Source organism: Thermococcus sp. (assembly GCF_027023865.1).
Lineage (GTDB): Archaea > Methanobacteriota_B > Thermococci > Thermococcales > Thermococcaceae > Thermococcus.
Map to the genome: position 1 here is coordinate 100,380 of NZ_JALVUC010000025.1, position 21,163 is coordinate 121,542.

The 21,163-nt window shown below is 52.3% G+C and carries 19 protein-coding genes; 8 read left to right on the forward strand and 11 right to left on the reverse strand.

Features of this window, described 5'->3' with window-relative positions; all coding sequences use genetic code 11:
- Positions 1–179: 179 nt before the first annotated feature.
- From MV421_RS10120 to MV421_RS10130, 3 genes are read left to right on the forward strand one after another with little or no spacing between them, the layout of a single operon-like run.
- Complete coding sequence (locus MV421_RS10120; protein WP_297418563.1) at positions 180–926, forward strand: ATPase domain-containing protein; 747 nt, start codon at positions 180–182, stop codon at positions 924–926.
- A gap of 57 nt (positions 927–983) precedes the next feature.
- Positions 984–2,153, forward strand: coding sequence for a hypothetical protein (locus tag MV421_RS10125; protein ID WP_297418560.1), 1,170 nt, complete (start codon positions 984–986; stop codon positions 2,151–2,153).
- Positions 2,135–3,268 carry a tripartite tricarboxylate transporter permease gene (locus MV421_RS10130; protein WP_297418556.1) on the forward strand — a complete coding sequence of 378 codons (1,134 nt, stop codon included), beginning with the start codon at positions 2,135–2,137 and terminating at the stop codon, positions 3,266–3,268. Before MV421_RS10125 ends, MV421_RS10130 begins: the two co-directional genes overlap by 19 nt.
- 21 nt (positions 3,269–3,289) lie before the next feature.
- Here MV421_RS10130 and MV421_RS10135 read toward each other — a convergent pair whose 3' ends face one another.
- Positions 3,290–3,598 (reverse strand): DUF5748 family protein, encoded by a 309-nt coding sequence (locus MV421_RS10135; RefSeq protein WP_297418553.1) that lies wholly within the window; start codon positions 3,596–3,598, stop codon positions 3,290–3,292.
- 68 nt (positions 3,599–3,666) lie between these two features.
- Here MV421_RS10135 and MV421_RS10140 point away from each other — a divergent pair, with 68 nt between their 5' ends.
- The 3 genes from MV421_RS10140 to MV421_RS10150 all read left to right on the forward strand — a co-directional run bounded on the left by MV421_RS10140 (position 3,667) and on the right by MV421_RS10150 (position 5,888).
- Positions 3,667–4,857 (forward strand): class I SAM-dependent rRNA methyltransferase, encoded by a 1,191-nt coding sequence (locus MV421_RS10140; protein WP_297518313.1) that lies wholly within the window; start codon positions 3,667–3,669, stop codon positions 4,855–4,857.
- Positions 4,858–5,080: 223 nt separating this feature from the next.
- On the forward strand, positions 5,081–5,341 hold the full coding sequence (locus tag MV421_RS10145; RefSeq protein WP_297418548.1) for a hypothetical protein: 261 nt from the start codon (positions 5,081–5,083) through the stop codon (positions 5,339–5,341).
- A 229-nt stretch (positions 5,342–5,570) separates the two neighbouring features.
- Complete coding sequence (locus MV421_RS10150; protein ID WP_297418545.1) at positions 5,571–5,888, forward strand: hypothetical protein; 318 nt, start codon at positions 5,571–5,573, stop codon at positions 5,886–5,888.
- A 4-nt stretch (positions 5,889–5,892) separates the two neighbouring features.
- On the opposite strand, the gene MV421_RS10155 is transcribed toward MV421_RS10150, so the two are convergent.
- Together MV421_RS10155 and MV421_RS10160 are read right to left on the reverse strand one after the other, a co-directional pair.
- Positions 5,893–6,636 carry a class I SAM-dependent methyltransferase gene (locus tag MV421_RS10155; RefSeq protein ID WP_297418542.1) on the reverse strand — a complete coding sequence of 248 codons (744 nt, stop codon included), beginning with the start codon at positions 6,634–6,636 and terminating at the stop codon, positions 5,893–5,895.
- 226 nt (positions 6,637–6,862) lie between these two features.
- Complete coding sequence (locus MV421_RS10160) at positions 6,863–8,128, reverse strand: M20 family metallo-hydrolase (RefSeq protein WP_297503195.1); 1,266 nt, start codon at positions 8,126–8,128, stop codon at positions 6,863–6,865.
- A gap of 115 nt (positions 8,129–8,243) precedes the next feature.
- Here MV421_RS10160 and MV421_RS10165 point away from each other — a divergent pair, with 115 nt between their 5' ends.
- On the forward strand, positions 8,244–9,059 hold the full coding sequence (locus MV421_RS10165) for an MBL fold metallo-hydrolase (RefSeq protein WP_297417902.1): 816 nt from the start codon (positions 8,244–8,246) through the stop codon (positions 9,057–9,059).
- Here MV421_RS10165 and glmM read toward each other — a convergent pair whose 3' ends face one another.
- The 7 genes from glmM to MV421_RS10200 all read right to left on the reverse strand — a co-directional run bounded on the left by glmM (position 9,060) and on the right by MV421_RS10200 (position 18,845).
- The gene (glmM, locus tag MV421_RS10170) at positions 9,060–10,427 is read right to left on the reverse strand and encodes a phosphoglucosamine mutase (protein WP_297417958.1); all 1,368 of its coding nucleotides are present in this window, start codon (positions 10,425–10,427) and stop codon (positions 9,060–9,062) included.
- Positions 10,428–10,441: 14 nt separating this feature from the next.
- On the reverse strand, positions 10,442–10,849 hold the full coding sequence (locus tag MV421_RS10175) for a UPF0146 family protein (protein ID WP_297417899.1): 408 nt from the start codon (positions 10,847–10,849) through the stop codon (positions 10,442–10,444).
- Between the two features lie 68 nt (positions 10,850–10,917).
- Positions 10,918–12,036: an ABC transporter ATP-binding protein gene (locus MV421_RS10180; RefSeq protein WP_297417896.1), complete on the reverse strand. Its 1,119-nt coding sequence runs from the start codon at positions 12,034–12,036 to the stop codon at positions 10,918–10,920.
- 27 nt (positions 12,037–12,063) lie between these two features.
- On the reverse strand, positions 12,064–15,423 hold the full coding sequence (locus tag MV421_RS10185; protein ID WP_367184463.1) for a glucodextranase DOMON-like domain-containing protein: 3,360 nt from the start codon (positions 15,421–15,423) through the stop codon (positions 12,064–12,066).
- 91 nt (positions 15,424–15,514) lie between these two features.
- Complete coding sequence (locus MV421_RS10190; RefSeq protein WP_297417893.1) at positions 15,515–16,780, reverse strand: ABC transporter permease subunit; 1,266 nt, start codon at positions 16,778–16,780, stop codon at positions 15,515–15,517.
- Entirely contained in the window at positions 16,777–17,679 is a 903-nt protein-coding gene (locus MV421_RS10195; RefSeq protein ID WP_297417890.1) for a carbohydrate ABC transporter permease, read from the reverse strand. The genes MV421_RS10190 and MV421_RS10195 overlap by 4 nt, the downstream gene beginning before the upstream one ends.
- Positions 17,680–17,726: 47 nt before the next feature.
- On the reverse strand, positions 17,727–18,845 hold the full coding sequence (locus MV421_RS10200; protein WP_297417887.1) for an extracellular solute-binding protein: 1,119 nt from the start codon (positions 18,843–18,845) through the stop codon (positions 17,727–17,729).
- Between the two features lie 55 nt (positions 18,846–18,900).
- Here MV421_RS10200 and MV421_RS10205 point away from each other — a divergent pair, with 55 nt between their 5' ends.
- Positions 18,901–19,197 (forward strand): hypothetical protein, encoded by a 297-nt coding sequence (locus MV421_RS10205; protein WP_297417884.1) that lies wholly within the window; start codon positions 18,901–18,903, stop codon positions 19,195–19,197.
- On the opposite strand, the gene MV421_RS10210 is transcribed toward MV421_RS10205, so the two are convergent.
- The gene (locus tag MV421_RS10210) at positions 19,194–21,158 is read right to left on the reverse strand and encodes an alpha amylase N-terminal ig-like domain-containing protein (protein WP_297417881.1); all 1,965 of its coding nucleotides are present in this window, start codon (positions 21,156–21,158) and stop codon (positions 19,194–19,196) included. The genes MV421_RS10205 and MV421_RS10210 overlap by 4 nt on opposite strands.
- Between the last annotated feature and the right edge of the window lie 5 nt (positions 21,159–21,163).

A 21,163-nucleotide genomic window follows, 5' to 3' on the forward strand; every position in this document is an offset into this window, starting at 1 on the left:
GAGGTCAGGTTCGTTTCGGGGCATTGCTCATCTAGGGAAGGCTCTCTTGAACTTTATCCATTCCCGGTGGATATCTACGGCCGAAATTCCAAAAGTTTTATATTCTTTCCCATCCAGAAATAATATCAGAGTGGAACAGTCGGCCAGTGTTCACGGACTAACGCTCAAGGGTGATTTAAATGGAGAGATATCATGTGGAGAGGGTGAAAAGTGGCATCCCTGGGTTCGATGATTTAATCCAGGGTGGGTTCCCCAAGGGAACTACCGTCCTCGTCACAGGTCCCACGGGAAGCGGTAAGACCACTTTTGCAGTTCAGTTTGCTTATAAGGGTGCCGCGGAGTATAACGAGCCTGCCGTCATAGTTACCCTCGAGGAGAGGGCACAGGACCTCAGGAAGGAGATGCAGGCGTTTGGATGGGATTTCGAGCGCCTTGAAAGGGAGAGAAAGCTCGCAATAGTCGACGGTGTAAGCGCCGTTGTTGGACTCCCCTCCGAGGAGCAGTATGTCCTCGAGGGCAACCTCAACACGGAGGACTTCCTCCGCTACATCTACCGCGTGGTGAAGGCAATCGACGCAAAACGGCTTGTTATTGACTCGATTCCATCGATAGCCTTCCGCCTCCAAGAAGAGTCAAAGATAAGGGAGGTCCTCCTTCAGCTCAACACGATACTCCTCGAGATGGGCGTCGTCTCAATACTCACCACCGAGGCCCCCGATCCGGCTAGGGGCAAAATAAGCCGCTATGGAATAGAGGAATACGTCGCGAGGGGCGTTGTTCTCCTAGACTTCGTTGAGAAGGAGGTCGAGCTTAAGCGCTACCTGCTCATAAGGAAGATGCGCGAGACCAAGCACTCGATGAAGAAGTACCCCTTCGAGATAACCGAAGAGGGCATAGTCGTATATCCGAGTGGAGAAGTCTACTGACTTCTTTATCTTCCACTAGAGTAACACTTTTAAAGGGTAGGGTTATTATTTTCCATGATGCAGCGATGGAAGCTTATCATCCTTCTCATGATCGGAATCTTCCTCGTTTTTTCAGTCCTCGCAAGGATAGATAAGCCCGGCGATGAGTCATTCGTGGGGCTTTGCGTCTACTCCTCAGATGGATTTTCCGTCATGACAAACGGGAAGACGAGCCTCGGTGTCTACGCGGAGCTAAAGCTCGGGGGGATTTACAATGTTACGGGAGGCGTTTTCAACACTTCCTCAGGTTTGAGGATGAGGCCAAAATACATCAGACCCTCCCTTCCAACCTTTCCAACCTCAGATATCAAGGGTTTTTACTGGCCCTCACGCGGGTACTACCTTCTCATTCCCGATTCCGAAAAGAGGACTAAGCTCGCCCTCCCACTTAACATCTCAAAAGGTGACATGGTGAATGTCAAGGGGCTTTTCTACCGCGGTAGGTTATATCCTGTGGCATACTCCAAGTTAACTCCCCCCTCGAACCCGCGGGATGGTATGCCATGGCGAGTTGAAGGGGTTGTCCTTTATTCCAGCAGAAAACCTATCCTCTGGAATGGAAGTGATAAAATCGTTCTCTACCTCCCATACAGCCTCCGGCTGAAGCCAGGGACTGAGGTAAAAGTTCTCGGAATATTCAGGCGCTACTCGATGCCCTCTCTCATCGTGGATTCCCAGGATGACGTAACCGTCATCGGCATGGCACCCAGAGTCCCCTTTATGGAAGCAGGGATTGGGAAGATAGCAGTAGGAGCCTGCATGGTAGTTGGGAGGGGAAAATCCTCATTGAGGTTGGACTGCACGAAGCTGAGACTTACCGGCTTTAACGCCCGCATGGGGGACACCATCCGCTTTGAAGCCCTCGTGAGGAAGTCCTCGTTGCTGTGCTTGAACTGTTCAGTCCAAGAAGGGAGGGAGGAACTGCCAAATGGGATATGCAACTTCTCCCCAGGAGAATTCGTTAAGGTTCATGGAAGGGTTGAGTGGGTTAGAATATATGGAAACGGCTTCGGCCTCGCTAACGTCACAAAAGACAATTGCTGGGTCCTTTTAAAGCTCAGGAAGTCTCTAGGAATTTCTCTTACCACCAACGAGGCGGTGACGGCCTACGGCACTTTCAAAACATACCATGGAATGCCCGCCCTCAATATCGAATCGGGTGATGACGTTTGCTTTGGGAACTGCTGATTGGGATAGCCGGGGGAACGCTGAGCGGAATCTCGCCGGGGATACACGTCAACACACTAGCGGCGCTGATATCAAATTTAGGCCTTAGGAACAACCTAACACTCTTTACCCTGGGTTTAACTCACACCTTCATGGACGTCGTTCCCTCAGCCTTCCTAGGTGTTCCCGATGAGGGGAGTGCTCTCGGTGTCCTTCCTGCCCATAGGCTCGTCCTCAATGGAAGAACCATGGAAGTCGTCAGGATAGCACTGTGGGCGAGTTTCCTCTCGGTTTTCCTCGCCGTTCCCCTCATTCCGCTTTACTCCAAGATAGCACCGCTTTACAGACCGACCTACGGCAGGATCGCGGTGCTTCTCCTTGCCCTCCTCCTCATGCTGACTGAGAGGGGAGTCAAACGGTTCTACGCTCTGATCGTCTTCTTGCTCGCTGGCATCTTGGGAGCACTGACCTTCCACCTCACCCTCAGCCAGCCCTTCTATCACCTCTTCACGGGTCTCTTCGGGGTTCCGGTTATTGCAACGGCGTTTTTAGCGGGAGGGAAGCTTCCAGAAGTGAGGGATGATGGGGACATTGAGATGGATGGAGTGAGGTTCCTCGTGTTTTCAGCCATCGGAACAGTCCTTGGAGGAGTTGCCTCCCTTATCCCTACCTTCACGGCGTCCCAGGCAGCTCTGATAGGATCCTTCTTCTCAAGGGACGAGCGCTCCTTCCTTACGGTGGTCTTCTCGGTCAACACGGCCAACTTCCTGTTCTCAACGGCCAACTTCCTCATGACGGGGAGGCGGAGGAACGGGATAGTGGTTCTCATGGAGCCGCAGTCCGGGAGTGCCATCGCATTCTACATCCTCGTCGCGCTCTTTGTTTCAATGGTGGTTCTCCTCTACGGGGAGCCACTGGCGGGGTTGATGCTCTCACTCTCTGAGAAGGTTAACTACCGCGCCCTGAACGCCTCGGTTTTAACCTTCCTCGTGGCCATATCATGGGCTTTTGATGGTCTCATTGGACTTTTGGTTCTCGTGGGAGCGTCAATGATCGGCTTCCTTGCTCAGGAGCTTGGGGTGAAAAGAACGAACTGCATGGGCGTCATAATGATTCCAATACTCATCGAAGAATAATGAACGGAAAGGAAATGGGAGTCAAGAGGATTTCTCCTTCAGGATGCGCTGGAGTTCGGGGTAATCGGTTACTATCCTCTTGTTGTCGAGGGTCGTGAAGTAGGCCTTTTTGACCTTCACCTTTTTCAGTTCGGTGTACTTCATCTCGGGCGGATCGTAAGAACCCGGCTCCACCACTTCGTCCTCAACGGTGTATGTCTCAAGCTCCGGCTGGCCGACGTACTTCCAGACCTTGTAGAACACCTCCGGCTCGAGGTGGATTTCCCCGTCAACCTCTATCCAATCCGCCCCAATCTCCTCCAGAAACTCCTTCACTACCTCGAAGTTCATAGAATCACCGATTATAAGGTGGGGCTAAAGGGTTATATACCTATCGCCGAACTTCGACCGGTGAAAAGATGGCGAGGGTAACCGTGGACGCACAGGCGGCGAGAGCTATAGGAAAGGGTGCGATGATAGTCTTTAAAAAGGGTGTCGTGAGGACCGAGGGCGAGTTTTCCCCTGGAGATGTAGTGGAAGTCTACACGCGTGGGGGCAAGTTCCTCGGCAGGGGCTTCGTCAACCCCAACTCTAACATAATGATAAGGCTCATCACCCAGGATAGAAAAACAGAGATAAACAAGGAGCTCTTCCGTGAGAGAATTAAGAAGGCCAACGAGTACAGGAAAAAGGTTCTCGGCTATGATAGGGCCTACAGGATGGTTTACGGCGAGGCCGATTATCTTCCGGGTCTCATAGTCGACCGCTTCAACGAGATAGCCTCGGTTCAAATTTCGAGCGTCGGTATGGAGCGCTTCAAGATGGAAGTTGCAGAGGCCATAATGGAAGCTGAACCCGAGATAGAGACGGTCTTCGAGAAGAACACCGGCCGTTCGAGGAAAAGGGAGGGTCTACCTGAGATAGAGCGTATCCTCCTCGGAAAGGAGAAGTACCGCACGATAATCAGGGAAGGAAAAGCCAAGTTCATCGTTGACATGCGGGGGCAGAAAACCGGCTTCTTCCTCGATCAGAGGGAGAACCGGATCGCTTTGGAAAAGTACATCAAGCCCGGGATGAGGGTTCTTGATGTTTTCACGTACACGGGCGGCTTCGCAATACACGCGGCCGTGGCCGGTGCGGATGAAGTTGTTGCTGTGGACAAGTCTCCCTGGGCTATCAACATGGTCAAGGAGAACGCCAAGCTAAACGGTGTCGAGAACAGGATGAAGTACATCGTTGGGAGCGCATTCCCGGTAATGGAGAAGATGATAAAGCGCGGTGAGAAGTTCGACGTGGTAATTCTAGACCCGCCCGCCTTCGTCCAGCATGAAAAGGACCTTAAGCGTGGCCTCAGGGCCTACTTCAACGTGAACTACGCCGGCCTTCAGCTTGTGAGGGAGGGGGGAATACTGGTTACCGCCTCATGCTCCCAGCACGTTGATATGAAGGCCTTCAAGGACATGGTAATAGCGGCAGCCGCCAAGGCCGGAAAGTTCCTCAAGCTTCTTGAACCCTACAGGACACAGGCGCCGGATCACCCGATACTCATGGCCTCCAAGGACACGGAATACCTCAAGGCGCTCTTCCTCTACGTTGAGGACATGAAGTGATTAACGGGACGATGAGGAGAAAGCACCTCCACTGAACCCGGCAGATGATGAGGAAACGGGTCCGAGTCCCGCTTCATCCCTTTACTTTCCTGTCTGAATTTACCCGTATTCTTGTACGGTGGGATCAAAAACTCGTAAATCCCATGGAGAAAGAAAAGTCATTACTCTATATAAGCAGGAATATTTATAAGATTTTATGCATTATTTACTGTGAGGGATTGGCGTGCACGATTCGGGCACCGTTCGGGACATCTCCATACCTCTCGGTGTTACCTTAGTTTACGGGCTGATTGCCGGGATACTGGCCGGAGATCGTAACTCGGGGGTTATCCTGCTGTCACTCATCATTGGTTACTCTATGCTCTTTACGGCATTGCTTCAAAAGTTCGGGGGCAGATCTGTTAAGGATGGACTTGGCATTGGGCTGATCTCCATCCTTGGGGCTGCGCTCGGCTGGTTAATTGCCGCGATGTTGGGAGGGTGACGCCATTAGCGGAATCTTCCTGGGGGATGATTTCAATGGATGATATCGCGAAGGAGGAGCTGCTGAGGGGCGTGCCAATGTTTCTCTTGCTTTTTATGACCCCTTACGTTTTTGTGGGGAGCGGCTGATGGAAGGATACCCGCCGTCTGGGTGCCGGTTACATCACTTCTCATCACAATAATAGTGGTGCCCTTGCGTATCTGGTATCGGCACAGGAGGGGGTGGTGACGTGAGGATGATTCTGGGCGTTGCTGGTCTCTTCCTCTACGCTCTCTTTGAGGTGGCGGGTTCCTACCTAACCAACCCGCTCTGGAGGGCGGTACTCTTCGTGCTGAGCCTTGTTCCTGTAACGATGATGGCCTTCCTCTTCGTTGACCACTTGAGTGAGTTTAAGGATTCTAAAAAGTTCGCCTCTTTCGTAACTCTCCTAATCATCCTGACCCTTATAGGCTCCGCTTACCACGGGACTGCCAGTAAAGAGAACGTAACCGGACTACTGCTGTTCGCGCTATTCGTTTGGGCACTGGTTCCGCTAAGCGGGAGATAGCCGCTCACAATTTGAGGATCAAACCGTGCCTCCAGCGGGTTCCGGCTTTAAAGCGGACGTCCATGACGGAGTAGCCCAGCTCTTCTCCCTTCTCCATTATGGTGTTTATCAGCGGCTGCTTATCGGGCAGGAACAGCGCGACCCTTCCAGCTGGCTTCAAATAGTCTGTTGCTTCCTCGATTAGCCCCACCGAGAACGCCTCGCCGTACTTCCCGCCACCAACACCTTCCTTCTCCGTTAGAACCCCTCTTGTCGGCCTCTCGTAGTAGGGCGGAGCGGAAAAGATGACATCAAAGCGCTCACCTTCGGGAATCACACCCCTTATCATCCCCCCGGTGCTCTTGATGAGCCTTATCCTCGCGCGGTTCTTCTCAACGTTCCTCCTCGCGTATTCGAAGAACTCATCATCGAGCTCGGTTGCAGTAACATCACAGTTGAATATCTTCTCCGCCATAAGGGACATTAAAGCCGTGTGCCCGGTCCCTATCTCCAGAACCCTTTCATCGCCCCGGAGGAAGGTCTTCAGAAAGAGATAGCGTGAAATGGGGGTGGTCACGAGGCCCCGTGGGTGGTACTCGATGTCCAGTCCGAAGACCGCTTTGGCAATTACCCTGTTGTAGAGTATCCTGGCCTCCCTGTTCGAGAGGTCGAGCCTCCCACGCTCGTCCATGTACCTTTCAAGCTCGGGGAAGAGTCTCACGGCTTCAGCTATGGGCAGTCCAAGCTTTCCATCCTTCCAGGTCGGCATGAAAAAAGTTGAAGGGGAAATTTAAAAGCTCACCCCTTCGGGTTCATTAGCCTGCCCACAAAGGAGCATTGCTCCGGGTTTCCCTGTCGTGGATGAGGAATATATAGAGTCCGCGTTGAACACCTTGAGCTTCTCTCATATCAAAGTGCTCAGGGTTATCGTGACACCGCTCGCCCCCATACGCAATATCAGGGCGATCTCAACGTTGTGAAAGATAGAAAAGGCCTCAGAGAAGCGCCAAAGCGGCCATCACCTTAGCGTCTTCAACCATGTTGTCTATCTTGGCATACTCGTTGGGCTGGTGGGCGGTCTCGTCAAGGGTCGCCCAGACAACCGCTGGAATTCCTAGCCTCCTGAAGTGGGCCGCGAATGTTCCCCCGCCTATTCCACCGGCTATGGCCTCCTTCCCGCGGAGCTTTTTGAGAGCCTCCTTCAACAGGGTCACTATCTCGCTCTTCGGGTTCGTTGGTGGGGCGGCATCTCCGCGCTGGAGGACTTCAACGCTTATCTCCGGGAGGGTCCTTCCATCAAGCTCCTTCCTGTACTTCTCTTTCACCTCATTGGAGAGCCTTTCAACGTCGCTCAGAATCTCGTCGAGGTCATACTCCGGGAGGGTCCTGCAGTCAAAGACGACCTCATGCTCTCCAGGGGCTATGTTCGGACTGTCTGCGGGGTTTCCACCCATCGTTGGCTCGAAGGTGCTCTCAGGAGGGTAGAAAAGTTCGTTTCTCTTGTCGTACTTCTCGTGGAGGTGTCTGTCGAGATGGTAGGTCAAATCGAGTGCGACACGGTGCGCGTTCAGTCCCATGTCGGGCATGCTCGCATGAACCTGTCTACCTTTGACTTTGAGCTTGAACCAGAGGATGCTCTTCTCAGCCACCTCGATGAAGGTTCCGTCCTCGTTTCCGCCGTCTGGAACGAGGACGAGGTCATCTTTTCTGAAAAGCTCGGGATGGCTGTTCATCAGCCACTCAACGCCGTACTTGCTCCCCGTTTCCTCGTCGCTGACGAAGGCTAGGATAATTGTCCTCTTCGGCCTTATCCCAAGGTTCATTAAAGCTTTGACGGCGTAGAGAGAGGAGACCAAGCTCTGCCCGTTGTCCTCGCTACCGCGCCCGTAGACCTTCCCATCCTTGACAACCGGTTTAAACGGTTCAGTAACAGTCCACTTGCTCAGATCCCCGGGTGGGACAACGTCCATGTGGGTTAGAATCCAGAGACGCGGGCTTTTATCGCCATCCTGACCGTAGTAGTAAGCCAGAATGCTCGGCCTGACGCCGTTCTTGGCCCTCTCGTCGGGCGCTTCATAAACCTCAACCTTATCAAATGGCCAGTCCCTGATTATCTCAAGGAGCTTTTGTGCCTTGTCGTATTCCCCTTCGTAGCCGTAGTCTGGGCTTATGGCTGGAATCCTTATCAGCTCCACAAGGGTCTGGACTATGTCATCGCGGAGCCTTTCTACTTCCCCCGCAACTTTCTCGAGTTCCACCATTTGGACCACCGTGGACTCTACGATTGGAACCTTAAACGGTTTTCCTTTACCTCTCGAATGCCTTATATACCCTCCTACCGATACTCCCTCGTCTGAAAAAGAAGGGGGGCGGAAGTTGGTAGAGATCACATTCCTAGGAAGCGGCGGCGGGCGGTTTATAACCATAACCCAATTCCGCTCTACCGGCGGCTTCCACATCATGGCGAGCAGGAATATACATGTTGACCCCGGGCCCGGAGCACTGGTGAGGAGCTGGCGCTACAAGCTCGACCCGAGAAAGCTTGATGCGATATTTGTCTCCCATAGGCACGTTGACCACTGTAACGACCTGGAAGTGATGATAGAAGCCATGACTGGGGGGGCGCTGAAAAAGTACGGGACGCTTATCGCATCAAAGAGCGTCATCTACGGTGATGAAACTCACACGCCGGCAGTGAGCAGGTACCATCTGAACGTCCTAGAGAGCGTTCACATACCAGAACCCGGAAGCAGAATACCCATTGGAGATAACGAGATGCTGATAACACCCTGCCAGCACTCCGACTCGACGACGATAGGCTTTCGACTGAAGACCGCCAATGGGGACATCTCCTACATCCCGGACACAGCCTATTTCGATGGCCTAATGGAATGGCACGAGGGAACGAGGCTTCTGATAGCGGCCATAACGAGACCTAGAGACATGGGGATTCCCTACCACCTCAGCACCGATGACGCCGTGGAGATGCTCAAGGGTATGGAGAAGAAACCTGAAGTCCTCATCATGAACCACATAGGCATGAAGATGCACTTCGCGAACCCCTACAAGGAGGCCAAGTACATCGAGAACGTCACCGGTGTCAAGACCTATGTGGCGAAGGAAGGCTTTAGAGTGATAATGGAAAAGGGCAGTATATCAGTGAGAACGCTGAGGCCTGCGAGGTTCGTTTAGTTATCTTTCCCCTTTTTTGAGGTATTCAACCGCCTTTAAAACCGTGGAGTAGGCCAGCTCAAAAAGTTCATCACGCCTCTTCTTGTTAGGTGCCTCGACGACAACCCTTATCTTCGGCTCGGTCCCGCTCGGCCTCACAAGAACCCACGAACGGTCTTTGATGTTAAATCGGTAGCCGGAAATCGTCAGGGTTTCCTTAATCTCGTCCCCAAGCTTGTCCCCGAGAACCTTCGCGGCGCTCTCGACAGCCTTTGCCTTCAGCCCATCCGGGCAGGGGACGTTCTCCTTTGTGAGGTAGAACTCAGGGACATTCTCCTTTACTATCCCTGAGAGCGGCTTTCCCTCCTCATCGATCATCTTTATGAGAAGGCCCATTGTGACGAAGCTGTCTATCCATGGGCCAAACTTCGGGTGAACGAGCTTCCAGGGTTCGGCCGCAAAGATTGCCTCATACCTCCTCATTCCGTCGTGGGGTTGGCCGAGAGGGACCCTGATAACCCTTCCACCGGCTTCCTCAACGACGTGGTCTATCCTTGAGCCTGTGTCTATTGATACAACAACCGTCCCGCCGCCGTGTTCTTCAACGTAGCACTTCGCGAAGAGCGCTATCACCGTGTCCTCGGTCAGGTAGTTCCCCTTCTCATCGAAAACCGCTATCCTGTCGGCATCGCCATCCTGCGCTATTACAAGGTCAACACTGAGTTCCCTTGCAAGAGGCCCAAGGTAGGCCATGTTCTCGTATCTAGGCTCGGGCTTCCTCCCCGGAAAGTGGCCGTCGACGTGGGCGTTGACGCTTATTACCTTGGCCCCCATCCCGCGGAGGAGGTACGGGGCCAAAACGCTTCCCACCCCGTTGGCCCCATCATAGAGGACTTTAAGGCTTGTCTCGTGATTTACAAAGTTGAGAACCGCATTGATGTAGTCATCGATAACTTCGACGGGCTTAACCGATTTTATCTCATCCCAGCTTGCCTTCGTGAAGTCCCCTGAGAAGTAAAGCCCCTCGAGTTCGCGCTCCTGCTCGACGTAGAACTCGGTTCCGTCGCCGTTGAAAACCTTTATCCCGTTATCGGTCGGGGGGTTGTGAGAAGCGGTTATCATAACGCCGCCGTCCGCATGTTCCCTCGTCGCCCACGCCAGGGCAGGCGTCGGAATCAGGCCGAGGTCAAGAACATCCTTGCCGGTGCTCAGGAGACCAGAAAACATGGCCCTCTGGAGCATTACGCTCGACGTCCGCCCGTCCCTCGCGACCGCAATTATATCTCCATCAACGTAAGTTCCGATTGCCCTCCCCATCCTCATCGCAAGCTCTGGAGTGACCTTGTCCCAGAGGGTTCCGCGTATTCCCGCGGTTCCGAAGAGTGCCATGAACACCACCGGGGTTATTTCCTCCTCGGATTATAAACGTATATCGCCAGCCCCCTGAAGTTGACGAGCCTCATGCTTTTCGGCATGCTGTCCCCAGCTAACGGAAGGACGTAGAGGGAAACGCCCAACTTCTTAGAGAGTTCGAGGATCGGTTTTACTATTTCCGGGGTCGGTCTCACGGAGTAGAGGGCTTTGACTCCCCGGTAGAGTTCGAAGTTTGGGCTGAAGAGGTCGTCCCTCACTGCTTTGATGCCCAGCTCCCTGGCCTTCTCGATGGATTCTGGGTTCCAGTCGACGGCTGTAACTTCCCTCCCCAGCTCAATAAGCCTCAGCGCCACCTTGAACTGGAAGCCTATCCCAAGCTCCATCAGTTGTCCGTTGGTATTTTTCAGTAGAAAATCTGCGAAATCTTCGATCGGCATGAGGTACCCTGGGGGTTGTTTCTTAAAACCTTACCTCACGGGATCCATTAGAAAAGAAGGGGTAAAGGTCAAAATACTGCCGTTTGAGTTTTCTTGTTGAATATGTGAGCTTTCTTCATGTCAAAAATGATATTGACATCGGTGTTTTCCAAGACGCGTGACTCAGCCGGGAACTTAGCTAGGAGTGTTAGGTTGTCGACCCTGAGATGGATGATCTTCTCCCCACCAAGGTTTTCGATAATCTCTATTCTAGCAGTGGCCATGTTCTCCCCGGGGACCTTCACCTGCGCGAACATCGCATCGTAAACGTCCTCGGGTCTTATTCCGAATATAACATCTCCCCCAAGCAACCCCTGCTTCCTGAGTATCTCCACCTGGTCGGGGAGGAGCCTGAGTTTGAATCCTCCAAAATCCAGGAAACCTTCCTCAGTAACTGTCGCGTCTAGGAAATTCATCGGTGGGGAGCCGATGAATCCACCGACAAACACGTTCGCTGGTCTGTCATAGACATCCTCGGGGGTCCCAACTTGCTGGAGCTCTCCGTGGTTGATTATGGCTATTCTATCACCCATTGTCATCGCCTCAACCTGATCGTGAGTCACGTATACCGTCGTGACCCCAAGCTGACGCTGCAGTTTCTTAAGTTCAGCGCGCATTTTCACCCTCAACTTTGCGTCAAGGTTACTCAGCGGCTCGTCCATGAGGAAAACCTGCGGTTTTCTGATTATGGCCCTTCCAAGGGCCACACGTTGCCTCTGGCCGCCGGAAAGTTCCCTCGGTTTCCTCCTTAACAGTTCCGTGAGACCCAACATTTCGGCAACTTCCTTCACACGCTGTTCTATCTCCTCCTTCCGTATCTTCCTGAGCTTGAGCGGAAAGGCTATGTTGTCATAGACCGTCATGTGGGGGTATAACGCGTAGCTCTGGAATACCATAGCAATGTCCCTATCCTTCGGAGGGACGAAGATTCCCTCCTCTGGGTCGGCTACGAGCTTATCTCCAACGTAGATCTGCCCCTTCGTTGGTTCCTCAAGGCCAGCAATCATTCTGAGTGTTGTGGTCTTACCGCAGCCACTCGGTCCGAGGAGTATCATGAATTCTCCGTCTTTTATGTGGAGGTTCATGTCTTTAACGGCTGTAACCTCCCCAAACTGCTTCCAGATTCCAACGAGCTTAACCTCCGCCATGCTACCACCTCAAAATTAAATAAAAAATCAGCGCCTCCGCCATCTAATGAGGAGGGGTATGAGTACAAAGACGAGCAGCGCAGCCGGACCGCAGATGCTTCTGCCGGAGCTGGTGGATGTTGAGCTCGGCGTTGCCGAGGGGCTGTTGCTTCCCGCTCCACTGCCACTTCCACCGGTAGATGGCGAGGTTGTGGTTGATGTTGGAGAGGTCGTTGAAGTCATAGTCTGGCTCGGTGTGGTGGTTGTAGTGCTGGACGATGTCGTTGATGTGACTGCCCCTGCTCCAGTTCCATTTATGAGAGTCACCATCCTCACTGTGGCAAGACTACCTGTTGTGGCGTTATATGAGCTGAGCTGCTGTTCTTGGGTTGGTTTGAATCCCGATGGGACCAAGAGGTCCATAACCCTTGGGGCGACTCCAGCTATTATTGCATTCGGGTCTCCCCCCCCAATCTTCCACTGTGAGGCTTTAACGGCCACATCACGCCAGTGGTCTATTCCATAACCGTCCTGGGAACCAACCAGTATTGCCCCGTAGAGGCCGTATGTAAAGTTTATCTTCATGTACTTTTTGGGCATCATTACTATGATGGCGTTCTTCGTCGGGTCAACTGAAACCTTGAGGGCGTTCTGTATCTTTGTTCCGTTGGGCAACACTATGTAGTCTGCCCACCCCTGAACCCTTATTGCTACGTCCCAAGGGTGCTTGGGGTCGAGTTTGACGTTTGATCCCGGCCCGTTTTTGTAGATTTTTATTGCTGAAGTGTTACCTCCCTTTTTGAAGTCGAAGTATGCCTCGATCATTTGCAGGCTGAAACCGTTCGGCCCGTTCCACGGGTTACCACCCAGATTCCTGAAGTAGAATATCATCATGTAGTCGTCTTCCTGCTGTATGAGCTGGAACCTAGTGAGGTCAAATACTCCGGGTTTAAACACCTTGTCAGTTGGATAAGTGTAGTTCCCAGGCCCATGATCATCACCGACCGGGTCTTTGATGTCGACGAGAACCACTCCTTTAACCTGCTTTGGCAGTTTCAGTTCCACGGGTGTTGTTATAACGGAGAGGTTGCCGTTGTGGAGTGTTGAGGCCGCGAAGTAAACGTCGGTTGGGTTCTCAAGGTACTTGAAGGGCACGGTGACCTCTATCCCGTCGCCAGTCTTCGTGGCGTTCAGCTTTGCCATGGGTTTGTATGTGTCATACCCGGTGGCGTTGTAGATCGTCACCGTCCCGTTTGCATAGCTCACGTGCGTAGTTATCATGAGGCCGACACTCTGGGCGCTGTACGGGAACGTTGTGTATGTAAGCTCCTTCGGAATCGGCTGTCCCACTGTGAACGTGTTTCCTATGAACCTGTCGGGGTTCCACAGGCTTATCTCGAAGTTTGAAACGTTCCCGTTCACGATAAAGTGGAAGCCCTTGCTGTCGAAGTAAACACTCACGTTCTCAGCATACGGGCTCAGGCTTGAGTACGTTACCTTCTTATCTTTGGTTAGCCCAACGGTTGCTCTGACCACGTATGGCTGGCCGTCCGGGAAGTAGTTACCGTAGAGGTAGCTCGGTGGGTTTACCCCTGCAAGTTTGTACATCTCATAGAGGTTGTCCTTGAAGAGCCTTCCGAACCCTTGGTCGAAGCCGCTGTTCTCATCGTCTCCATACCACCAGAACCAGTCGCTACCCTCGGCACGCATGAGATACTCGAACGCTCTGTTCCATTCCGAGGCGGACATGTTGGACTTGTGCTCGAAGAGGGTTTTTCTGGCTAGGTACAGCCAGTACCAGCCCATATTTTCCTGCCTTTCACCAATCCATGTGGAGAGCGTTCCGTCCACCCAGCTTGACTCAGGCCAGAGGTGCTCGCCTTTGACGCCTGCAAGTTTGTAGAGTTCGCTGAGGCCCGTGGCCTCCTTGAGGGCGTTGAGGTGGTCTTTTAGGTCGAGGTAGTCCATCGGCCTCGGTTTAAGGACATTAGCCTTGTTCCCATACATCTGGATGTACTCATCGGGGGTCACCGTCCTTATCAACCCCAACCTCTGGAGTTGCTCAAGCTTCTTGTAGAGCAGGTTCAGAAACATATCTCCTTCATATGGGTAGTTTTCCCACGGGTTCTCTCCGTCAAGGGCGATGACATAAACTAAACTGCCGTCGTAGTTCTGTTTCTGTACTTCGAGGAGCTGGTTTACAAAATCGTTGACGGCTTGATACTGATTCATACCTGCGTAGTTGAAGCCAATACTGTCGCTCAGTTCGTGATCCCTTGGGAATATGTATATCTTGGTGCCATTGAAGTCCGCCACCCACGGCCTGAAGTAGTTGGTAACGTTGTACTTTATCCCCATCTCACCGAGCACTTTCTGATCACTTATTACCCATTCCCACCCGTTTTCTGCCAAGAGCTTGAGGGTTTCATCGTTCAGGGTGCATTCCGCTTCCCATCCACCGTTTGGCAAGGCTGTTCCGTTTCCGAGGTATTCCTTGTACAGCTGCTCTCCTTTCTTTATCTGGGATACAAAATCGCTCTCCCATCCGAGATCGTTAAGTATTGGCCCTATTGGGTGTGCGTACGGAACGAACGTTATGGCATCCGAACGGTTTCCTCCGAGGTACTTGTTTATGTCCCTGTAATATGCGAAGGTGTGATTTAAGAGGTACATTTGTGCGTCCAGCACCGTTTTCAAGTCGTTTCTTGTGTATCCACCGGTGTTAATCCTCTTGTAGATTGCATCGAGGGCGCTGTTGTTTACTATATAATCATGGGGCAACCAGGCAAGGTTGAAGAGGACTGCGAGATCCAAATAATCCTGAGAGCTTAGGCTGGAGGTTATTTTGACTTCCTGCTCGTTCAGGGGAAGGTTACCGTACTTCTTAAAGAGGGAGTTTCTCTCGTTTAATATCTGTGTGTATCTCTGCCAGAATACTCTGATTGGATTGCCATTTTTATCGGCCACGGGTTCGCCGTTCCATGGGATGGTATTGTCAAAGAAGCCCCCAGGAACCTGAAGCATTATCCATTTCTCCTTGGTGGTTAGAGGTTTTCCATCGGCGATGTTCCAGCTTATTCTCTCTCTGACGTCCATCGAACCGTTCATATACATGGCCATCTGCTGGATCAGCGAACCGGAGAGGTCTATCGTTACGTGAATATCGGGATACTTTGAAAGGATCTCAGCCATCCTCCAGTAATCCCTAGCCGCATGCAACCGGACCCAGGGAAGTACAAACTGCTTGGATATCGGGTCGTAATAAAAGGGTTGGTGCATATGCCAGACTATCACCACGTTCAAGGGCTTTGCCTGCTGGCTATCCCCCGCCGTGGTGTAAGGGGCCGCCATTATACTGGCCACGACTATCATCATAGCCAGCATAGAGATTGTCTTTCCTCCTTTCATACCATTCCACCCCCCTCTAGGAATTCCAATTGCGTGCACCTTTCGGATGCACGTGTACTGTACAGCATGACAAACGGACATCCTAAGTATATCATTCCTTGAGTCCCCCCAGTGTCAGTCCGCTCCTTATGTAGTTCTGTGCCAGCATGAACAGTATAAACACTGGCAATGCAAAGAGGAGGGCTGCCGCTGCAAAGTAGCTCCACTGTATTCCCCTGTTTACCCCGCTCAGTAGAGACCATATCCACACCGCAAGGGGTTGGTTGCTCTGTTCCAGCAACAGGTTAGCCAGGATGAACTCGGTCCACCCGCCTATAAACGCGAATATTGAGACGGTGGCTATACCCGGAAGTGCCAGGGGCAGGAGGACATAGCGTATTATCTGAAGGTAACTGGCGCCGTCTATTATGGCAGCCTCATCGAAGTCGGGGCTTATGGAGTCTATGTAACCCTTAAGCAACCATGTGTTGAAGGGGACACCTCCCGCGGCGTATATAAGTGAAAGAACCGGTAGTTTGTTGTAAAGACCTATCTTGACGACGATACCGTACAGGGCTATAAGACCCGCTATTCCGAGGCCCCCTGCGACCTGGGTAAACATGAGGTAGAAGTAGAGGACGTATCCCCTTCCCGAGAACTTCATCCTGGAGAACGCATACGCTGCCGGTACCGCGAACAGCCACGTCAACAGTACGGCCAGTCCTGCCAGGATAAGGCTGTTCACTAGGTAGTGGAAGAACGTTGAGTTGACAAACTTCCCCAGTGTGGTAAAGTGCACGACGGTACCGGTCCCCCTCAGGAGGATAAACCTCTGTGCCAGCGGGCCGGAAACCGTTACCGACTTCACCTTACCCCCTGTCAGCATGAGGTTCCTGATCAGCCCAAACCCGACCGTACCGTTACTGGAAACACTTGTTAAGACCACCAGCCCGTGTACTTTTCCACTGAAGATCTGGGGAGTTGCGGTTTGTCGGACGCCCCCGCCACTGAGTTTAAAAGAGATCCCCGACACGGGGACTGAAAACGTGAACCCGATGAAGGGCCCGTATTTAACCACCCCCCTGAGGACTCCGTGTTCAATGTAGAGCATACCGTCTTTCAACATGGCGGTTCCCTCTACTGTCCCCGTGAAATTCTTGTTTATCGTGCTACCGGACAGCCCAAACAGAACCTGTTCGTACGAGTTGAAACTGGGGTGTTTAGGCGTCAGCTGGATATGAGTGGTTGCGAGGGTCGAGCCCGGCTCAAGTGATACTATGAATATATAGTACACCGGAAACAGTATTACCCCCATAACCACTATTGCTAGGGTTGTCATAGCGATGCTCTTGAGCAAAAAACGTCTTTGAACCCTCATCCCTTAGCTCCCTCCTGGAGGTGGGTTAACCTGAAGTTTACGTACATGTACACCGCCAGTATTACCGTCGCTATTACCATCACGGCGGCCGCCCTTCCGTAGTAGGGTATCCCTCCAAATGCCTTGAGGAAGCCGTACAACAGTATGAACCTGTTCTGGAACAGGCCCGCGTTGTAGATATATGGAACCATGAAATACTGAAAGCTCGCCGCACTTGTGAGTATGGTTGCAAACGCTATCGGTTTTCCAACAATTGGAAGGATAACGTGCCTCAACCTCTGCCAGTAACTGGCACCGTCTATTATCGAGGCTTCCACCAAGTTGCTGGGAACGGACTGGAGGGCTGCAATTATTACGGTCATCATGAACGGGTACGCCAGCCATACCTCTATGAGGTTTAACGCAACGAAACCCCAGTTTGGATCGTTAATCCAGTTGGGCGGGTGGACCACACCGAGGGAAGTTAGTATCATGTTCACCGGCCCAAACACCGGATCAAACATGAACCTCCACACCGTTACCGAGAACAGGAGGGGAAGCGCCCACGGAATTATGAGCAGGGATCTGTATATTATCTTCCCTTTAACGTATTTGCTATTGTACAACAGGCTCAAGAAGATTCCCACAATCACTTTGAGGGTGACACTGGTCATCACGAAAAGCCATGTCCATAAAAATGCTTCCCTAAACCCAGGATCACTTAGGATCCACTCATAATTGGCCAAGCCGATAAAGTGCAGGGGGGCAACACCCGAATGACTGTAGACAGGAAAATTGCCCAGTTTGGCGTTCGTGAATGACAGGTAGATCGAGTATATTATGGGCCACAGGTTGAAGAACAGGAAAGCTACCATCCCTGGGGTTATTAGGGCTATCACGGTCAGAGTTCTCCGCCTCATTATCCTCCCTCCACGCTCACGAGAAATAAGAAAAGAAGGAAAGCCCTTTATCCACTACCGGAACTCTGCCATTGCTTTATTATATACTCCTGGTATTTCTGGAGTATCTGCGGGATGTTCGCACCTGATGGGTTCTTCAGGATGGCGTTCAGGGCGTCCTGGGTTCCTGTCCACACAGCGTCCATTAATGGGCTCTTCGGCATTAGGTAAGCATGGTCAAAGGACTGACTGAAACCGTACACGATTGGGTTGTTCTTGACTGCAGGGGAGTTTGCGGCGGCCTTCAGTGCAGGTATGTAGCCGAGTTTCTGGGCGAGGGTTTCTTCAACGCTCGGTGTGGTTGTAAGCCAGAGTGCGAAGTCCCAGGCGGCCTTCAGGTTCTTGGCACCCTTTGCAAAGTACAGGAGCTTCACACCACCGTATGGCCTGGGCCAGTATGTCTTACCGTTTACCGTTATCGGCGGTATGTAAGTGACTCCAAAGTCTATGTGGTTCTGCTTGATGGTTTCTATGCTCCATGGTCCGTTTATCATGAACGGAGACCTGTTCTGGACGAATATTGCCATCTGAGTGTTGTAGTCCGCAGTTGGAGCCATGTACGGCCATACATTCTTAAAGAAGAACTCGAACCCTTGGATAGTTTTGCTGTTGTTAAGGCCGGGCTTGAGTGTGGTGTCGTTGAAGTAATACCCGCCGAACGCCTGCGCGAACGCTGAGATGAAGTACGGGTTAACCGGGTAGGCGATACCGTACTCCTTCTTGTTCGGGTTGTAGTACTTCTTCATTATGCTAAGCATCTGTGAGAACGTGGTTGGGGGGTTCGGTACCATCTTCTTGTTGTAGATAAGGGCCACAGTTTCAACGGCGAAGGGCAGGGCGTAGTAGTTGCCCTTATACTGGATAGCATCCGCAGCCTGAGGTCTGAACTTCTCCAGTATCTGGGGTGTGATAAGGTTATTGATCGGTTGCAGGAGTCCTCCCTTGACAAACTTTCCCATCCAATCATGGGCCCAGATGAACATGTCCGGCCCCTTGCCGGCCGGGATACCTGCCTGCAGGGCGGTCTGGAGGTTGTTTTTGTATTCGAACTTTATGGTGACGCTCGGGCACATCGCCATGTACTCCGCGGCCAGTCCCTGGAACACTTTAAGCTCGTTGGGCTGCATCGCATGCCAGATGACAACCGTTCCACTGCCACATTGAACCGTAGGGGAGGTAGTCGTGGTCGTTGAAGGTGATGATGTGGAACTGCTGCTGGTTGGTGTGGTTGACGGTGAGGAAGTAGTCGTTGCTGGGCTGCTGGTCGCTGAACTTGAGCTTGTTGTAGTGCCTCCTCCAATACAGCCACTGGCCACTACGCTAAAAACCAAAACTCCAACTAAAAGTAGGGTCATCAAACCTTTCTTCATCTTTATACCACCCGCACTTGTGTTGGGTGATACAGTATCATCAACAGTGATATATATACCTTGCGCTTCACTGTCTCCCTACGATGGCATGTACTCTAATGTACCCTAAGGTGTATGGCTGGCGGCGCGTCTCAAGATGAGAAACGAGATAGGAGCAATCCGTTTTGGTTTCATATGCTCTCCATACCCGCCCGGGGGCACCACCTCAACAGTGCTGTTCGAAAGGTTTATAGCTATCATAATCCGTTCCGAGGTCCATATCCTCTCGTAGATAAGCAACTTTCCGCTGAATTTTAAGGGTCTGAATTCACCGATCTGCAGTGCCCTACTGGTCCTTCTCAGGTTGATCAGTTCCCCTGTTACTGTGAGGATTTCCCTACTCCACCCTTCCTGATTCCAGTCCATTGGGGTTCTGCCCCCGGACATATCCCCAACGCTTCCCCTGAGTCCTATTTCGTCGCCGTAGAATATCGAGGGGATGCCCTTGTACGTCATCAGAAACGCAAGGGCGCAGAGGTACTTTCTCCTGTCACCCTCAACCAGGTCTAGGAAGCGTTCTGTATCGTGGTTGTCGAGGAAGTTGTAGGTGAGGTATTCCGCCGGTCCGTAGTACGCGCTTAGAAGCTCCAGTTCATTTAAAAACTCCTCCGCATCGATTTCCTCCGTAACGAAGAACCTCAGCACTGCATCGTAGAGACGGTAGTTCATGACTCCGTGGAAGGCATTGAAGAGCCAGGGTCTTGCGTCGTCCATGACCTCACCTATAAGGTAGGCCTCGGCGGGCATCTTTCTCCTCACCTCATTCCAGACCTCCGGAGGGACGCCGTGAGCAACGTCGAGGCGCCAGCCGTCTGCACCCCTCTCAAGCCAATGCTTCATGGTCTCGACTATGAGCCCGCGCACCCTTGGATTATCGTGGTTCAACCTCGGCATCAGCCACACAGAGAAGAAGCTCTCATAGTTTCTCCCCATCCCCTTCGGCCGGAGGTACTTCTCCACCCATGACAGCTTTGGGTTGCTGAGGACGTCTAAGAACTCCCTTGGAACCACTGGGAACCCCCTTATCCTGTAAAACTCCCGGTACTTGCTTTTCTCTCCGTTCCTGATTAAGTCCTGGAAGTACGGGTGGAAGAAGCTTGTATGGTGGAAAACACCGTCGAGGATCAGCCTGATGCCCATCCCCTTAAGCTCCCTCACGAGGGCATCGAACTCCTCATCGCCCCCCAGTCTCCGGGCGACGTGGAAATAGTCTTCAACGTCGTAGCCATGATAGGTCTTTGATTCAAATATGGGAGTGAGGTAAAGGCCGTTTACGCCCAGTTCAAGGAGGTGATTGAGGTGATCCCTTATACCTCTCAGGTCTCCCCCATGGAAGTTCTCCCCCTTCGCGGGGAGCCCCTTCCGTTCAAGTCCTATAGCGAACCTGTCCGGCATTATCTGGTAGAAAACGCTCTCCAGAACCCAGGATGGTGCACTGATCTCTGAGGGGATGGCCTCAAATGGCCCTAAGTACTCAATCCTGCCGTCCTTCATCTGGGCTTCAAAGGAGTACTCCATCCTTTTTTCGGCCGGAACAACGGCCTCGAAGTAGTCAAACAAGCCGTCACTTCCCTTCTTCTGCATCGGCACCTTCTCGTTGGTGATCAGTGCTACCCCTTCCATCCTGCCCCCTTTTGCCCTCAGCAGCACGTGGGTTCTAGTGGAGAAGGTGTACAGATAGAGTAACGACGGGACGTGGAAGACCTCTTCATCCCCCGTGATCCTGGCCACACTTGCAGTGCGCTCGAACTTGTAAGAGCGGCGTTTGTACGTCGTTTTTTCCGGGTTCTCAGGGTCGGTTGTGTAGCTCCCGTCCACCGAAAACGCGTAGTGCCAGAGGCCCTCGGGAAGTTCTGTCTCTATCTTCCATCGGCCTCCAGCTTTTGACATCCGGAAGGAGCCCTCGTTGAAGGCGTTGAAGCTCCCGAGGAGGTACGCGTATTTCTCCTCCCTCTCCACGGGCGTTGAAAACTCGACGAGCGTCACCCTCCCAAGGGCTTTATCCTTTCTGAACCCGAAAATTTTATACACTCCGC

Excerpts from the sequence above, each read along its gene's own strand:
- MV421_RS10120 (WP_297418563.1), top strand. The coding sequence starts at position 180 with ATGGAGAGATATCATGTGGAGAGGGTGAAAAGTGGCATCCCTGGGTTC.
- MV421_RS10125 (WP_297418560.1), top strand. The coding sequence starts at position 984 with ATGCAGCGATGGAAGCTTATCATCCTTCTCATGATCGGAATCTTCCTC.
- MV421_RS10135 (WP_297418553.1), bottom strand. The coding sequence starts at position 3,598 with ATGAACTTCGAGGTAGTGAAGGAGTTTCTGGAGGAGATTGGGGCGGAT.
- MV421_RS10140 (WP_297518313.1), top strand. The coding sequence starts at position 3,667 with ATGGCGAGGGTAACCGTGGACGCACAGGCGGCGAGAGCTATAGGAAAG.
- MV421_RS10155 (WP_297418542.1), bottom strand. The coding sequence starts at position 6,636 with ATGCCGACCTGGAAGGATGGAAAGCTTGGACTGCCCATAGCTGAAGCC.
- MV421_RS10160 (WP_297503195.1), bottom strand. The coding sequence starts at position 8,128 with ATGGTGGAACTCGAGAAAGTTGCGGGGGAAGTAGAAAGGCTCCGCGAT.
- glmM (WP_297417958.1), bottom strand. The coding sequence starts at position 10,427 with ATGGCACTCTTCGGAACCGCGGGAATACGCGGAACCCTCTGGGACAAG.
- MV421_RS10175 (WP_297417899.1), bottom strand. The coding sequence starts at position 10,849 with ATGCCGATCGAAGATTTCGCAGATTTTCTACTGAAAAATACCAACGGA.
- MV421_RS10180 (WP_297417896.1), bottom strand. The coding sequence starts at position 12,036 with ATGGCGGAGGTTAAGCTCGTTGGAATCTGGAAGCAGTTTGGGGAGGTT.
- MV421_RS10185 (WP_367184463.1), bottom strand. The coding sequence starts at position 15,423 with ATGAAAGGAGGAAAGACAATCTCTATGCTGGCTATGATGATAGTCGTG.
- MV421_RS10190 (WP_297417893.1), bottom strand. The coding sequence starts at position 16,780 with ATGAGGGTTCAAAGACGTTTTTTGCTCAAGAGCATCGCTATGACAACC.
- MV421_RS10195 (WP_297417890.1), bottom strand. The coding sequence starts at position 17,679 with ATGAGGCGGAGAACTCTGACCGTGATAGCCCTAATAACCCCAGGGATG.
- MV421_RS10200 (WP_297417887.1), bottom strand. The coding sequence starts at position 18,845 with ATGCAGCCCAACGAGCTTAAAGTGTTCCAGGGACTGGCCGCGGAGTAC.